The following is a 15097-nucleotide window of genomic DNA, read 5'->3' as shown; positions in this document are numbered from 1 at the left end:
TAGGACGCCCGCGCCCTGCGGGGCTGAAGAGTGTTTGACATTGATAGAGTCCATTAACGTTAATAAGAGGACTCTATCATCGTCAATCGTTAGTAATCGCAACAGGCGGCAGTGGCTTGACGCTTACGACTACAGCTTCAGACAGTTCGGAGTTGTCCAGGCGGATGCATATATAAAAAAACGCTCCCGGACGGGAGCGTAAGCCAGTGACTTCGGCGTCAAATGAGGGTCTGACAAGTGGAGCTGCGGGTTAATTCTGGGTGATCTGGCTGCGATGCTTTTCCGCCTGTTGCTGATGAATAACGGAAGACTGGCCATTATTCGCCTTCTCATGCACAACAGCGGCTTTCTCATGCTCGCTCATTTCGGAAAATGGCTTAGCAGTTTCTTGGGTGTTCTCAGGTTTGGCTTTCATCATTTTTTTATGCATTTCAGCCATGTCCTGATGGGCGGCAGAATTGCCGTTTTGCATCATTTCATGGGACATAGCGGCCTGATCGTGACCGCTCATATCCATCATTTTCATGCTCTCCCCCTGAACTGCACTTTTTTCAGCGGATGACTGCATCTGATGGGCAGGCGCCTGGGCATTATTTACATGGTCATGCATGTTCATTGTCTCTGCAGCCCAGGCAGATGAAGCGACAGCCATCATGGCAATAAAGGATACAAGAATTTTTTTCATGGTTGGGTCTCCGGTGTTTTCATACCCGAACAATCAATGCTTATAACAGAGAAAGCATTTGATCTCAGGGCTGGTTAATCATCACGCCAGGAACCGGGCGATTGAATTATCACGTTGCTCCTGATTTATGACTGATTATAAAAAACCGCCTCTGTTTATCGCGTGACTAAATGATGACATTTTTGTCACCTTCCGGATTTTTCCTGAATAACAGTATTAATCCGTTAACAGACGCACACTGAACACAATTTCCCGCCCCTGCTGTTCTGCTGACAGCTCGCCGCCGTGAGCATGAATGATCGACCTTGTAATTGATAATCCCAGCCCCGCGCCTTCCGTGTTGTGGACCCTAGATGAGTCTGCGCGATAGAACCGGTCAAACAGGCGTTCCAGATTAGCGGGAACCGGGCCAGACATCGTATTCGTAATCATCACGTTCACACAGTCACTGTCACGCTCAAGGTGTATCGCTGTACAGGTGTTATCGGGAGAATACTTGATTGCATTGGAAAGCAGGTTACTGAAAGCTCGTCGCAGCATATCGCTGTCTCCGGCAACAACGCCCTCTCCTTCAACCGTGATTGTCTTTCCTGTTTCGTCTGCCAGGGGCTCGAATAACTCACGTAATTCATTCAGTTCGGCTGCCAGATCTACATCATGTTTATCCAGCTGCAGCAGACCATGCTCTGAACGTGCCAGAAAAAGCATGTCACTGGTCATTCGTGACAACCTTTTCAGTTCTTCCAGGTTAGCGAATAAAATTTCGCGGTAATGCGAAACATCCCTTTCCTTAGCCAGTGCAAACTGCGTCTGCATCATCAGATTACTGACTGGTGTGCGCAGCTCATGCGCGATGTCAGACGAGAAATCTGACAGTTTCCGAAATGACCCCTCCAGGCGATCGAACATGTTATTGAATTCCTGCATGGTCTCAGAGATTTCCGGTGGGGCCAGATCGGGATTAAGACGCTGATCAAGGCTGTGTACGGTCATGGAGGAAGCCAGACTGGTCATTTCCCGTAACGGTTTCAGACCAATACGTGTGGTCAGCCAGCCCAGAAAAACAGAAATAAAGACCAGACCGATATTGAACCAGAACAGCCAGGTACTGAGTTTGTCCATAAACAGGGTGTGATACCCAGTATCCGTGGCAACCGTAATGATGACATGTTTGCTTTTACCCTGTTCCGGCGTCACGGCAACCCGCCGCGAGATACTGCGGTACACGGTGTTATTTTCTTCCGTCTGGATCATATAGTCGAGAATATCACCCGACTTATTAAGCAGGACCGCTGGAACAACAGAATTTTTGGCATAGAGTTCAACAATTTTTTCATTTTCCATGTTTTTTATAGAAATGAATAAACCATTGTGCCCTACCATCGCATCGTTTATTTTTTCTGATAATGACTTAATATCCGTTTTGTTCCGGAACGTCTCTGTTTTAAGAAACTCTTCGGTGAGCTGAAGTTTACCTGTCAGAAAATCGCGGTCCTGATTATCGAAATAGCCATTAAGGGTGCTAATCAGGATAAAACTTGATAACCACCATACCGTAAGCATCACCGCAGAAAAAATCAGGCTCAGGCGTGTGGTCAGGGAAATTTTGAACCTCACTCTTCTCTGATCTCCAGGACATATCCGGCACCGCGAACGGTATGGATCAGTTTTGGCTCAAAGTCATCATCAATTTTACTTCTCAGACGTCTCACGGCGACATCAATCACATTCGTATCACTGTCAAAATTCATGTTCCAGACCAGGGACGAGATAAGACTCCTGGGTAACACTTCTCCGGTGCGTTGCAGCAGCAACTCAAGCAGAACGTATTCTTTACCGGTGAGATGGATCTTCTTCCCCGAACGGATCACGGTCCGGCGCACCATATCAACGGTCATATCGGCGATGGTGCAGACTGTTGCGGCCTGCGAGCGTGCCCGGCGCAGTAGGGTTCTTACACGTGCAACCAGCTCCGTAAAATCAAAGGGCTTAATCAGGTAGTCATCTGCGCCAAGCTCCAGTCCTTTCACTTTGTCCCGCACGTTGTCCTTTGCGGTTAAAAACAGGACCGGTTCTTCGTGCCCGGACTCCCTCAGTGCGCTGATGATTTGCCACCCGTCGAGGAAAGGCAGCATCACGTCCAGTATTATCAAATCATACTGTCCCTTCGACGCGGCCCCGAGACCATCGCGGCCATTATTAAAGAGATCGGCCTGATAGCCTTCCTCAACCAGTCCCTGCTGCAGGTAACGACCTGTTTTTTGTTCGTCTTCAACGATTAAAATACGCTGCATGGTCAACTCGCTGATATGAAAGTAAAAATCTCACGCATGAGCTTTGGCTGTCCCCTAGCTGACCTGAGACGGAGCAAGCATTCCGAGCCACGCTACGGCGCCCAGAATGATAATCGCAACAACGAATTCTGTCAGGATGCTGTTTCGCATCAGGGCAACGCTGCGATCATAATTCCCTTCCCTGACCATAACTTCAAGCCGGGGACCCAGGTGAAACCGGTTTGCTGCAGCCAGAAGAAGCATCAGAACAAACAGAGCCGTCTTGGCAAGCAATATCCTCCCCCAGGAACTGTTGAATAAGGGAGTTAAGTTACCCTCAGCAATATACAGATAGTTGACCAGCGCACTCAGGATCAGGGCTACAACAATCACCGTTCCTGCCGTGGCAAATTTTGCCAGGGAGTCAGATATCACAATGACGCTCTGTGCATTATGCTCGTTTCTGCGCATCAGCAGGATAGCAAATGCAACCAGAGCACCTGTCCAGGCACCTGCAGCGCCGAGATGGGTCAGATCGCTCAGTAAATGGAGATAGTAATGCAGACCGTCATGCATAACGGCGTGTCCTCCCCAGGCAAGTGTAGCCAGCGCCACGCCCCCACTCATCGTCATCAGCAGGCAGGACAATACTCTCTTATTAGTGTAAAGGAACAAAGCACCGAGTGTGGTAAACAGGGCACAGAGCCTGACAATCCAGCTAATACCCACATCAGTTTCTTCTATCACCATCTCGATAACATGGATGGATAATTCTCTGAGGTCAGTTACTCCACTCATGGCATTAGATACCAGGAGCATATTAATGCCAGTAAGAATGATGCCTGTAACAACAGCAAAGGTTATAAACGACCTGAAATTAGTCAGGTTATAGGTTTCATGTCTGACACCGCTTATTCCATATATCTGAAAAAATGGCAATCCAAATATTACCATCAAATCCAGATAAAGAAGAAAACGAATAACAATCATAATCAGGTCGTTCATAATATTACTTCACTGTAAAGGTGTAATTACCGGTAATAGGGTGCGTATCTGAAGAAACCGCGCGCCAGTCAACACGATAAGTGCCAGCGGGTAAAGGCTCTCGCGGAATAATGACCATCGATTTAGGGTCAGCGCCTGGCGCCACTTTTGCCGCGACCGGCATCGGAGAATGTGATGACATGCCTTTCATACCCGTCATCGTTAATTTTGCACCTGAGAATTTCACGGTCAGATTTTCCGAGAAATTAAGCTGAATCTTTTCCGGGGCCGCTACGGCTGAATCAGCCTGTGGCACAGAGCTTTTTAATTCCGGATGGGCCATAGCAGAGAAAGCAACGCCCATAACGAGGCCACCTGTAAGAATGGCTTTATTTAAAATCGACATTTTATTTACCTGTTTAGTTGAGTGTTTTATATCAGTGCGTTAAAACCAGATTCTGGCTCCCGCCAGGAATACTACCTGATGGTCTTTCTCACCTTCTCTTTTCGCCATATCGGATGTTTTCCCGTAAAGTTGATTCCAGGAAACGCCTATATAGGGTGCAAACTCACGGCGTATTTCATAGCGCAGCCGGAGCCCCAGCTCTGTGTCAGTCAGTCCCCTGCCGCGACCCCGCGATTCATCATCCTGACTGTAGAAATTCACCTCATAGGATGGCTGGAGTATGAGCCGGTTAGTCAGTAAAACGTCGTATTCTCCTCCCAGACGAAGGGCTGCTTTTCCGCCATTACTGACAAAACCCGTAATTTCAGACTCAAAATTATAGAGTGCCAGCCCCTGAAAACCGACAGCAGCCCAGGTCCGGGCAGAAGCAGGTCTGAAATCCTGCCTGACACCCGCAACCAAATCCCACCATGGGCCAACCGCATGTCCCCAGAGTAACTGCGCTTCAGCCGCCTCCGTTTCCCCATTGCTTCGTTCACCTTCACTCTTTAGCCAAATCCGATCTGTGTCGCCTCCAATCCAGCTGTTAACACTCCAGCTGAAATTGTTGGTGTTATCCGACCGTTGCCATTCCAGTTGATCCAGCAGAACCAGATAATTAATCGCACTGTCGTGAATCGCATGCCCCTGTAAATTGCCGAATGCAGCCTTCCGGTCGGCATCGGTAACAGGCGGAATTGGCGTTCTGCTCTCAGTTACAATGGGCTCCATTGACGTCATCTCAGTGAAATTCTCATCTGCTGGCATCTGCATGGCAGACATGTCGTGCCCGGCGTGGGGATCTGCAGAGACGGAGCCCGCCGCAATAGAAAGCTGTGAGGTAAACAAACCGGCGACCAGAACAGGTATGGCCTTCAAATTTCTCTTCATTCGCATCATTCCTCCACCCGGACTTCACGAAACATTCCCATTTCCATGTGATAGAGCAAATGGCAGTGATACGCCCAGCGGCCAAGCGCATCTGCTGTCACTCTGTAACTGCGTTTTGTACCAGGGGGAACATCTATTGTGTGTTTACGAACCATGAAATTACCGTTTTCATCTTCCAGATCGCTCCACATACCATGCAGGTGAATGGGGTGAGTCATCATGGTATCGTTGATCAGCGTGATCCTGAGCCGCTCACCGTATTTCAGCAGCACCGGTGCGGCATCTGAAAACTTGATTCCGTTAAATGACCAGGCAAACTTTTCCATGTGGCCGGTTAAATGCAGTTCTATGGTACGGCCAGGTTCACGTCCGTCAGGATCCTCAAAGCGGCTTTTCAAATCCGCGTACGTGAGAACCTTTCTTCCGTTATTTCGAAGACCAATACCCGGATCATTTAATTTCGGAGAGACGCTCATCGCCTGCATATCAACCAGTGGGTTATCCGTTTCTGACGCAGGATGACTTTGCATACCCGGCATTCCGGCCATCCGGGAATGATCCATACCGGCCATGCTGCTGTGATCCATGGGCGCGGAGGATGTCCCGCTATCCGGAAGGTCAGCACCGTCCATAGACATCATCTCTCCGCTGTTATCCATGCCTCCCATCTGGCTGTGGTCCATTCCTGCCATATCATGTCCCATTCCCCCCATACCCATATCTTCCATGGTCAACAGAGGACGGGGATCGAGGGGGGGAACGGCAGCACTTAACCCCTCTCTCGTGGCCAGTGTCCCTCGAGCGTAACCGGTCCTGTCCATGGATTGTGCGAAGATGGTATAGGCCTCACCCTGAGGCTCCACAATGACATCATAGGTTTCGGCAACGGCAATCCTGAATTCGTCAACGGTAACCGGGTTTACATACTGGCCATCTGCAGCCACGACCGTCATTTTCAGCCCGGGGATACGGATATCGAAATAGGTCATTGCCGAGCCGTTGATAAACCGTAAGCGTATCTTTTCACCGGGACGGAACAGTCCGGTCCAGTTTTTCAGCGGGGCCTGCCCGTTCATGAGATAGGTGTAGGTGTAGCCACTGACATCCGCGAGGTCAGTCGGATTCATTTTCATTTCAGCCCACATTTTCCGATCGGCAATGGTGGCTGACAGCCCCCTGGTATTCACGTCGCGGAAAAAAGAGCCAACGGTTGGTTTATTGAAATTGTAGTAATCCGACTGTTTTTTTAATTTTTTCAGCAGGCTGTGAGGATTTTCATCGGTCCAGTCAGACAACATGACCACATGCTCACGATCGTAAGCAAACGGTTCTGGCTCCCTGGCATCGATGATAATGGCACCGTATACCCCCTCCTGTTCCTGCAGACCGGAATGGCTGTGGTACCAGTAAGTCCCGTTCTGCTTAACCTTAAAGGTGTAAACGTAGGTATCATCAGGCTCTATGCCCATAAAACTCAGCCCCGGAACACCATCCATATTGGCCGGAAGAATAATGCCGTGCCAGTGAATGGACGTCTGTTCATTAAGACGGTTTTTGACCTTCAGGGTAATGGTGTCACCTTCTTTCCAGCGAAGAACGGGCCCCGGCAGGCCTCCATTGATTGTTTTGGCCTGACGCTCACTGCCCGTGATATTGACGGCCGTTTCACCAATGGTCAGGTCAAACTGAGTACCCTGCAGGGATGCGGCAACTGGCAGGCTCAGACTGGAACGCGCATTGAAACTCCATACGCCAAGACTTCCGGCTACGCCAGAGAGGGTTAACCCCTTCAGGAAAGTTCGTCGAGACGTTTTCAACAGCATGCGCATTCCCTTATTTAAAGTATGGTTACTGACAGAATTCGAGAACCGATTTAAATTAAATTACTGGTTCATCCACTTACAATGAAATGAATCTAGCACACCTTAAGAAACAAATTCATTACAATCGTGTAATGTACATAGCTGTATTACATTTACGTCATCTTCCCCACAGGTTGATTATTTTTATATATGATCATAAGGACATCTTTTATGTACCTCAGAAGGTAATTACACATGAATATATTAATCACGACCACTGCGTTTACAGCTTTATTTTGTGGGGCAGCTTTTGCTCAGTCCAGTGATATTGCCCATGAAGCACATCGATTTGTTAATAATGCCTCAGCCGTCAGTCATGTGAATTCCTCGACGCATGAAAACTTACCGGACAGGGTTAATAAAAACAACACGCCCTCATTCTCTGAAATGAATGAACATGAAAGGGCCATTGTTGCTCATTCATTTATGAACAACAGCGCGTCCTATGCGCATCAGAAAATGATTGAGGAACATAAAAAAATGCTGTCCGGCAGTGATGCAAATTCAAAGACCTCGTCTTCTTCTTTTAACGAACTGAATGCCGGAGAAAAAGCCGCTCTCGTGCATGAGCAGGTCAATAATGCCGGTGCGGAAGCACATCAGACGCAGGCAAGAAAGCTTCGCGGGCTGTATTCGACCAGGTAACTGCAGGCGGGTTAGTGCTTAGCGTCAGGTGCGCAGCAGGGCTTTACTGACGGGTTACGTAGCAGGACATGAGCCCCATATTGCTCTGCCGTAACCTGTTTCAGTCCCGTTAATCATCACCGTCGGGCTGGTCATACAGTTCCCAGAGCTTCAGGAGCAAACGGGAAACAAGATATGTTACAAAAATGACGACCATCAACGGTGCTCCCGATTAACTGACAGATGACACGCCTCCTGAAAACCCCTAGCATACGCCGCAGTGTTCATGCTAACGGCGAATTCCAGTAAATGTATTCTACCGATGTCGTAAAAGAAAATGCCTACCTTTCAGCCACCCGCTCGGGGCTGGAATCGAACGAGATCGCTACTCTTCAGCGCTCCTTGCCTTCCCGGTTTAATCTGCGGCATTTGAAAAAAAATGAATCATTAAAACTCGTACTGCAAAAGAAAGCGGGAAAATCACGTGTCGTGGCCTATAAATTTACGTCCGGTTCATTTAATTACACGGCGTATCGTATATCAGATAAAAAGTTCTATAACCTTTCCGATACTTCCGGGAAAGGCAGTCTCGATTATCCGTTACCGGCCACAGCAAGACTCAGTTCGCCTTTCAATCCTGCAAGACTTAACCCGGTATCGGGAAAAGTGAGTCCCCATAATGGCATTGATTATTCCATGCCCATGAACACGAAAATAGTCAGCGTCATCGACGGAAAAATCACCCGGGCCGAATACAACAGTACCATGGGATATTTTGTTGAAGTAACGGGAAAAGCCGGTGTTAAAACTCGCTATCTCCACCTCAATAAAATACTCGTTACTAAAGGGGCCAGGGTTACCCGGGGAGACGCTATTGCGTTATCCGGTAACAGCGGACGTTCATCCGGTCCTCATCTGCATTACGAGCTGGTCATCAATAACAATCCTGTTAACTCACTGGCGTTCCGGGCAGCGGCACCCGCTGATAACAAACTTGAACAGCATGCCTTTGCGCATGCCAGAGACTACGAACGATACCTGGACTGATAACGGGGCCGCGACGCGGCCCCGTCTGCCGGATTAATTTTTTTTATCGTTTTCACTTCCTTGATGTTGATGATCTCCATGCCCTCCGTGGCCGTGGAAAAGATGCATTAGCGGGCAGACCAGCAATAACAGATATGGCCAGTAACCTGCCACATGTGACCAGTGTTCGCGCAGGAGGGCAAATGCCGCGATCGCGGCGACAGCAATAAGCGCATAGGTGGTACTTTTCATACTGGACTCCTTCTGTTCGTAACAGCCCCTTCACTCAGTGTTATTTCCCGAGCCTGACACTTTTCAGACGCAACGCATTCACAATGACGCTGACGGAGGAAAGAGCCATGGCCGCCGCCGCAATAACTGGCGACAGCAGTATTCCATACACAGGATAAAGCAGACCTGCAGCCACAGGCACGCCAAGTGCGTTGTAGATAAATGCAAAAAACAGATTCTGTCGGATATTTTTCATGGTGATTTCTGACAGATGACGGGCCCTGTTCAGTATCATCAAGTCGCCTTTGAGAAGGGTGACTCCGGCACTTTCAATTGCCACATCTGTACCCGTTCCCATGGCTATACCCACGTCAGCCGCTGCCAGCGCCGGGGCATCATTCACACCGTCTCCGGCCATCGCAACCACATGGCCAGACTCTTTCAGTCGGGTTATCACTGCTTTTTTGCCATCCGGCAGAATCCCGGCTTCAACCTCATCTATTCCCAGTTTCCGTGCGACTGCTTCAGCAGTAAGCTGGTTATCCCCGGTGAGCATAACAATGCGGATCCCCGCCTGACGCAAAGCTTTAAGCGCATCCGGCGTGGTTGCTTTCACGGGATCCGAGATAGCTATCAGGCCTGCAAGGTTCCCGTCTGTGGCCACATAGATAACGGTAGCGCCTTCCATCCGCAACGTATCCGCAACGGCCTTTTGATTATCAATAACGATACTGTTTTCCTGCATAGCCAGTTCATTACCAATAACAACCCGTTGACCTTCGACATCGCCTGAGACACCTTTACCCGACGGCGCATTGAAATGAGTGACTGCGGGTATTGCGATCCCCTTTTCCTGTGCTGCTTTAACTACTGCCATACCCAGCGGATGCTGCGAGCCTTTTTCCACTGCGGCCGTTACACGCAAAAGAGATGTTTCCCCACCCGGATTGAGACTGATAATCCCTGTCACCGTCGGCGAACCTTCCGTGAGCGTGCCTGTTTTGTCGACAACCAGCGTGTCCACTTTTTCAAGACGCTCAAGGGCTTCGGCATTCTTGATTAACACCCCGGCCTGGGCTCCTTTGCCCACCCCCACCATTATCGACATCGGCGTGGCCAGCCCCAGCGCGCAGGGACAGGCAATAATCAGGACCGACACAGCCGCAATGAGACCGTGCGCCATCCTGGGCTCGGGCCCCCAGACAGACCAGATCATGAAAGCAACAACCGCGATAAGTATCACCAGAGGAACAAACCAGCCTGAAACGCTGTCAGCCATTCTCTGGATGGGGGCCCGCGAACGCTGTGCATCAGCGACCATCTGAACAATTCGTGAGAGCATCGTTTCATCACCGACTTTCTCTGCACGGATGATAAGACTACCTGTCTGATTAATGGTCCCCCCGATGACAGGGTCACCCTCCGTTTTGGTAACAGGCATAGATTCCCCGGTCACCATCGATTCATCAACGGTTGTTTTGCCTTCGACCACGATACCGTCGACCGGAATACTCTCTCCAGGTCTGATGCGGAGCTTATCGCCAGGCAGGACATCTTCCGCATTAATATCCGTTTCATGACCGTCTTGATCCAGCCGCCTGGCGGTTTTGGGGGCAAGGTTAAGAAGCGCAGTAATGGCACCTGAGGTTTGTTCCCTTGCCCGCAATTCAAGGACCTGTCCCAGCAGAACAAGCACCGTAATAACAGCTGCGGCTTCAAAATAAATGGCCACCAGGCCATCCATGTTTCTGAACGATGCAGGAAACCAGGAGGGGAAGACGGTTGCAATGACGCTGTAAACCCAGGCTACGCCGGTCCCCATTGCAACAAGGGTAAACATATTCAGGGAGCGGTTACGTAACGACATTCCGGCCCGGGCGAAGAATGGCCAGCCACACCACAAAACGACAGGAGAGGCCAGAAGTAACTGCAGCCATGTGTTGTACTGTGGCGGTACTGTATTCCTCAAAGCGGGAAACAGATGAGAACCCATTTCGAGTATCAGAACCGGAAACGCCAGCAACAACCCCAGCCAGAAGCGTCTTGTCATGTCGCGAAGTTCATCACTCGTCCCCGTGGATGCCGTAGCTACGAGCGGCTCCAGTGCCATTCCACAGACAGGACAGCTTCCGGGACCACTACGGCGTATCTCCGGATGCATCGGACATGTCCACACACCTTCAGAAATCTCTTTCTCCGCCTGGCGGTGAGACTGTTTTATCTTATCAGGGCTGACTTCATGGTGGTCGTGGTGATGGTGATGTTCACTGGCATCTTCGGTAAAATAATGATCGGGATGGGCTTTAAATTTGCTCTCACAGCTGGCGGAGCAGAAATAAAGCTGATGGTCCTGGTATCGAATGCTGCTGTGCGCCTTGTCAGGCAGGATGACCATCCCGCACACGGGATCTCTCACCTTATGCAATGCGTGACTCTCGTCCGGGGATGATGTCTGCTCAGAAGCAGTCTGGTTGTTATGTTCCACTGCATTGTCATTTTTCACAGTAACTCTCCTTATGCATATCTGAAGCATTTTCTGTCTTCAGGATATGTCATGGATGCGATTACCACGAATGCCGCCGGCATAAGAGTGCCTGCTGCCGGCGTCCCGTTATCAGCCGTTCCGCTGACTATTCGATTCGCTGGAAGACTTTTTTACTGCCCTCCGGTGAGAATGCGATAACATCGTAAGCCTCTTTTCGGGCCCCCATCTCCATTCCCGGACTTCCTGCTGGCATACCGGGGGTGGCGAGACCGTATATACCCGAACCAGACTGCATGGCCTTATGTATCGTTGCCGCAGGCACATGGCCTTCAATGATCAAATTACCTACAACCGCGGTATGACAACTTCGTAGTCCAGCAGGAACAGCATGCTTTTCTTTCAGGGCTGACAGCGCCTGATCATTCATGACGTGAGTTCGCACTTCGAACCCGTCTTTTTCCATCGCTTTGCCCCACAGGGAACAACAGCCACAGTTTTCAGATTTGTACATATCAATGACTTTTTCACTCGCCATTGCAGGCAGTGACAGGCCGAGAGCCAGGGCCATTAGAACCACTTTTTTCATACTCACCTCTGTATATTATCGATATAAACCCTGACGTCAGGGTGAATCAGTGCAGAAGGACGCCCACTGGGGGCGCCCTTTCAGGGTTATGACACGCTTTTTTTATGTCTGCGCAGCCAGATTAATTTGTAGGCGGCAGGAATAATGAACAGGGACAGCAGCGGAGCCGTGATCATCCCACCAATCATTGGCGCAGCAATACGGCTCATGACTTCTGAACCTGCGCCGGTTCCCCAGAGTATTGGCAGCAGACCCGCAATGATCACCGCCACGGTCATGGCTTTCGGCCGGACACGCAGTACGGCACCATGATAGAGGGCTTCATCAAGACCTTCCGGTGTGAACGTCTCTTTACGGGACAATTCCGGGTGCGCTTCAATGGCATGACGCAGATACATCAGCATGACCACGCCAAACTCTGCTGCCACCCCGGCCAGGGCGATAAACCCGGTTCCGGTCGCCACTGACATATGGAAGCCCTGCCAGTACAGGAACCATATTCCGCCAACCAGGGCGAACGGCAGGCTCATCAGGATCAGCAGGGCTTCGTCAACCCGGCGGAATGCCAGATACAACAGGATGAAAATGATCATCACCGTCATCGGCACCATCAGCTTCAGTTTCTTGTTGGCATGCTCAAGCAGTTCAAACTGTCCGGAGAATGCCACACTGGTTCCCGGTCTCAGTTTCACTTTCTCGCTGATGGCCGTCTTAATGTCGTTAACCACCGACACCATGTCCCTGCCGCGGGCATCAACATAAATCCAGCTGGCTGGCCGGGCATTTTCGGTTTTCAGCATGGTTGGTCCAGAAACGACGTTAATATCCGCGACATCGCCCAGCGTGATCTGCTGCTTCATCGGGGTCAGGATCGGCATCTGTTTCAGCGCCTGCGGACTGTTCCGGTAATCCTGCGGGTAGCGAATGTTAATAGGGTACCGGGCCACCCCTTCAACCGTCTCACCCACCATAGCACCTCCGATTGCTGAAGAGACGAACAGCTGGACATCACCTACCGTCATCCCGTAGCGGGAGGCTTTCTCCCGGTTGATATCGATATCGATGTAGCGCCCGCCCTCAAGTCGCTCAGCCAGGACAGACACCACGCCAGGCACGGTTTTGGCTACCGCCTCGATACTCTGCGCCGTCGCGTCGATATCGGACAGAACAGTCCCGGACACTTTGATACCTATCGGGCTTTTGATCCCGGTTGAGAGCATATCAATACGGTTACGGATAGGCGGCACCCAGAGGTTTGCCAGACCCGGTAAACGGACTGTCCTGTCGAGTTCATCAATAATCTTGTCAATTGTCATGCCGGGACGCCACTGATCCTCAGGTTTGAGCTGGATCGTGGTTTCCACCATTTCGAGCGGCGCGGAATCCGTTGCGGTCTCTGCTTTACCGGTCTTGCCAAATACAGAAGCCACTTCAGGAACGCTTTTGATTAACTTGTCTGTTGTCTGCAGGAGCGCTGCAGCTTCTGCCGGAGAGACGCCAGGCAAGGTCGACGGCATATACAGCAGATCGCCCTCGTTAATCTTCGGCAGAAATTCACCGCCCACCTGACTCAGTGGCCAGATAACCGTGAAAATGGACAAGGCCGCAACCAGCAGGGTTGTTTTTGGCCAGTGGAGGACCCGCAGCAGCAAAGGATGATACGCTTTGATCAGCACCCGGTTCAGGGGGTTACTTGTCTCGGCAGGAATTTTCCCCCGGATCCAGAATCCCATCAGAATAGGAATGACGATGATGGCCAGTGCGGCCGCTCCCGCCATGGAGTACGTTTTCGTGAATGCCAGCGGGCCAAACAGACGACCTTCCTGCCCTTCCAGGGTAAAGATAGGAATAAAGGACAGGGTGATGATCAGCAGGCTAATGAACAACGCGGGTCCCACTTCCACGGAGGCGTCGGTAATCACCTTCCAGCGGGTGGCGTTGTCAATCTGCTCACCCGGATGCTGATGATCCCACTCCTCAAGCCGTTTGTGCGCATTTTCAATCATCACAATGGCGGCATCCACCATCGCACCGACGGCAATCGCTATCCCTCCCAGCGACATGATATTGGCGTTCAGTCCCTGGAAGTGCATGACGATAAAGGCGATACACAGGCCAAGCGGCAGAGAGATAATCGCCACCAGGGCAGAACGTACGTGCCACAGGAACAGAGCACAGACGATGGCCACCACGATAAACTCTTCCAGAAGTTTGGAACTGAGGTTATCAATCGCCCGGTCGATTAACTGGCTGCGATCGTAGGTGGTCACGATTTCAACGCCTTCCGGCAGGCTGGCCTTCAGCGTCTCCAGTTTATCCCTCACTGCCGTGATAACGTCGCGCGCATTTTTACCCGACCGCAGGATCACCANCATCCCGCAGATAAACCGGCACGCCGTTCTCACCTGTTTTCAGGACGATGTTATTAAAATCATCAATGCTCTGAAGATAACCGCTGGCACGGACCATATACTCCGCTTCGGCCATTTCAACGGATGAGCCACCGGCCTCCTGGTTAGACGATTCAAGTGCCTGTTTCACTTCGGGCAGGCTGATACCGTACTGGGACAGTTTTACCGGATTGACCTGAATCTGGTACTGTTTCACCACGCCGCCAACCGAAGCGACCTCAGCCACGTTCGGGATGGTTTTCAGCTCAAATTTCAGGAACCAGTCCTGCAGAGAGCGCAGTTCTGAAAGGTCGTGTTTTCCGTTGCGATCGACAAGGGCATATTCAAATATCCAGCCCACTCCCGTGGCGTCCGGGCCGATTTCAGAGCTCACACCCGCAGGCAGTTTGCCCTGAACCTGATTCAGGTATTCCAGCACGCGCGAACGGGCCCAGTACAGATCGGTGCCGTCTTCAAAAATGACATACACATACGAATCACCGAACTGTGAAAAGCCACGCACGGTTTTTGCGCCAGGTACGGACAGCATGGTGGTGGTAAGCGGATAGGTGACCTGGTTTTCTACAATCTGCGGGGCCTGTCCGGGATAGCTGG

At 50.8% G+C, this 15097-nt stretch carries 12 protein-coding genes and 2 pseudogenes; 2 read left to right on the top strand and 12 right to left on the bottom strand.

The window, feature by feature from the left end; all coding sequences use genetic code 11:
- Positions 1-250 precede the first annotated feature (250 nt).
- The 7 genes from QQZ17_RS17995 to pcoA all read right to left on the bottom strand — a co-directional run bounded on the left by QQZ17_RS17995 (position 251) and on the right by pcoA (position 7101).
- Positions 251-685, bottom strand: coding sequence for a hypothetical protein (locus QQZ17_RS17995; protein WP_046494162.1), 435 nt, complete (start codon positions 683-685; stop codon positions 251-253).
- Between the two features lie 216 nt (positions 686-901).
- Complete coding sequence (pcoS, locus tag QQZ17_RS17990) at positions 902-2302, bottom strand: copper resistance membrane spanning protein PcoS (RefSeq protein WP_046494163.1); 1401 nt, start codon at positions 2300-2302, stop codon at positions 902-904.
- A complete protein-coding gene (pcoR, locus tag QQZ17_RS17985) occupies positions 2299-2979 on the bottom strand; it encodes a copper response regulator transcription factor PcoR (protein WP_001188930.1) in 681 nt (226 codons plus the stop codon). Before pcoR ends, pcoS begins: the two co-directional genes overlap by 4 nt.
- Positions 2980-3033: 54 nt before the next feature.
- Positions 3034-3912, bottom strand: coding sequence for a copper resistance inner membrane protein PcoD (pcoD, locus tag QQZ17_RS17980; RefSeq protein ID WP_229692861.1), 879 nt, complete (start codon positions 3910-3912; stop codon positions 3034-3036).
- Between the two features lie 55 nt (positions 3913-3967).
- Positions 3968-4348: a copper resistance system metallochaperone PcoC gene (pcoC, locus tag QQZ17_RS17975; protein ID WP_000025662.1), complete on the bottom strand. Its 381-nt coding sequence runs from the start codon at positions 4346-4348 to the stop codon at positions 3968-3970.
- 39 nt (positions 4349-4387) lie between these two features.
- Complete coding sequence (pcoB, locus tag QQZ17_RS17970; RefSeq protein WP_001378118.1) at positions 4388-5278, bottom strand: copper resistance outer membrane transporter PcoB; 891 nt, start codon at positions 5276-5278, stop codon at positions 4388-4390.
- A 5-nt stretch (positions 5279-5283) separates the two neighbouring features.
- Positions 5284-7101 carry a multicopper oxidase PcoA gene (gene pcoA / locus QQZ17_RS17965; protein WP_000925242.1) on the bottom strand — a complete coding sequence of 606 codons (1818 nt, stop codon included), beginning with the start codon at positions 7099-7101 and terminating at the stop codon, positions 5284-5286.
- Between the two features lie 234 nt (positions 7102-7335).
- Between pcoA and QQZ17_RS17960 the strand changes: the two genes are divergently transcribed.
- Entirely contained in the window at positions 7336-7785 is a 450-nt protein-coding gene (locus tag QQZ17_RS17960; protein WP_001023257.1) for a copper resistance protein, read from the top strand.
- A 288-nt stretch (positions 7786-8073) separates the two neighbouring features.
- Positions 8074-8811, top strand: coding sequence for a peptidoglycan DD-metalloendopeptidase family protein (locus QQZ17_RS17955; RefSeq protein ID WP_004118669.1), 738 nt, complete (start codon positions 8074-8076; stop codon positions 8809-8811).
- A gap of 33 nt (positions 8812-8844) precedes the next feature.
- On the opposite strand, the gene QQZ17_RS17950 is transcribed toward QQZ17_RS17955, so the two are convergent.
- The 5 genes and pseudogenes from QQZ17_RS17950 to QQZ17_RS17930 all read right to left on the bottom strand — a co-directional run.
- Entirely contained in the window at positions 8845-9042 is a 198-nt protein-coding gene (locus QQZ17_RS17950; RefSeq protein ID WP_000843497.1) for a DUF2933 domain-containing protein, read from the bottom strand.
- Positions 9043-9082: 40 nt separating this feature from the next.
- Positions 9083-11554 carry an Ag(+)-translocating P-type ATPase SilP gene (gene silP / locus QQZ17_RS17945; RefSeq protein WP_284554148.1) on the bottom strand — a complete coding sequence of 824 codons (2472 nt, stop codon included), beginning with the start codon at positions 11552-11554 and terminating at the stop codon, positions 9083-9085.
- Between the two features lie 97 nt (positions 11555-11651).
- Positions 11652-12092, bottom strand: coding sequence for a DUF411 domain-containing protein (locus tag QQZ17_RS17940; protein WP_002436620.1), 441 nt, complete (start codon positions 12090-12092; stop codon positions 11652-11654).
- 86 nt (positions 12093-12178) lie between these two features.
- A pseudogene (gene silA, locus QQZ17_RS17935) lies at positions 12179-14463 on the bottom strand (Cu(+)/Ag(+) efflux RND transporter permease subunit SilA); the annotation flags it as partial.
- A 1-nt stretch (position 14464) separates the two neighbouring features.
- A pseudogene (locus QQZ17_RS17930) lies at positions 14465-15071 on the bottom strand (efflux RND transporter permease subunit); the annotation flags it as partial.
- Positions 15072-15097: the final 26 nt, after the last annotated feature.

The sequence above is a fragment of the Citrobacter sp. T1.2D-1 genome (assembly GCF_950098555.1).
GTDB lineage: Bacteria > Pseudomonadota > Gammaproteobacteria > Enterobacterales > Enterobacteriaceae > Citrobacter_A > Citrobacter_A telavivensis.
Note: the sequence above shows the minus strand (reverse complement) of the source record. Positions and strands in the feature narration are given on the sequence as shown.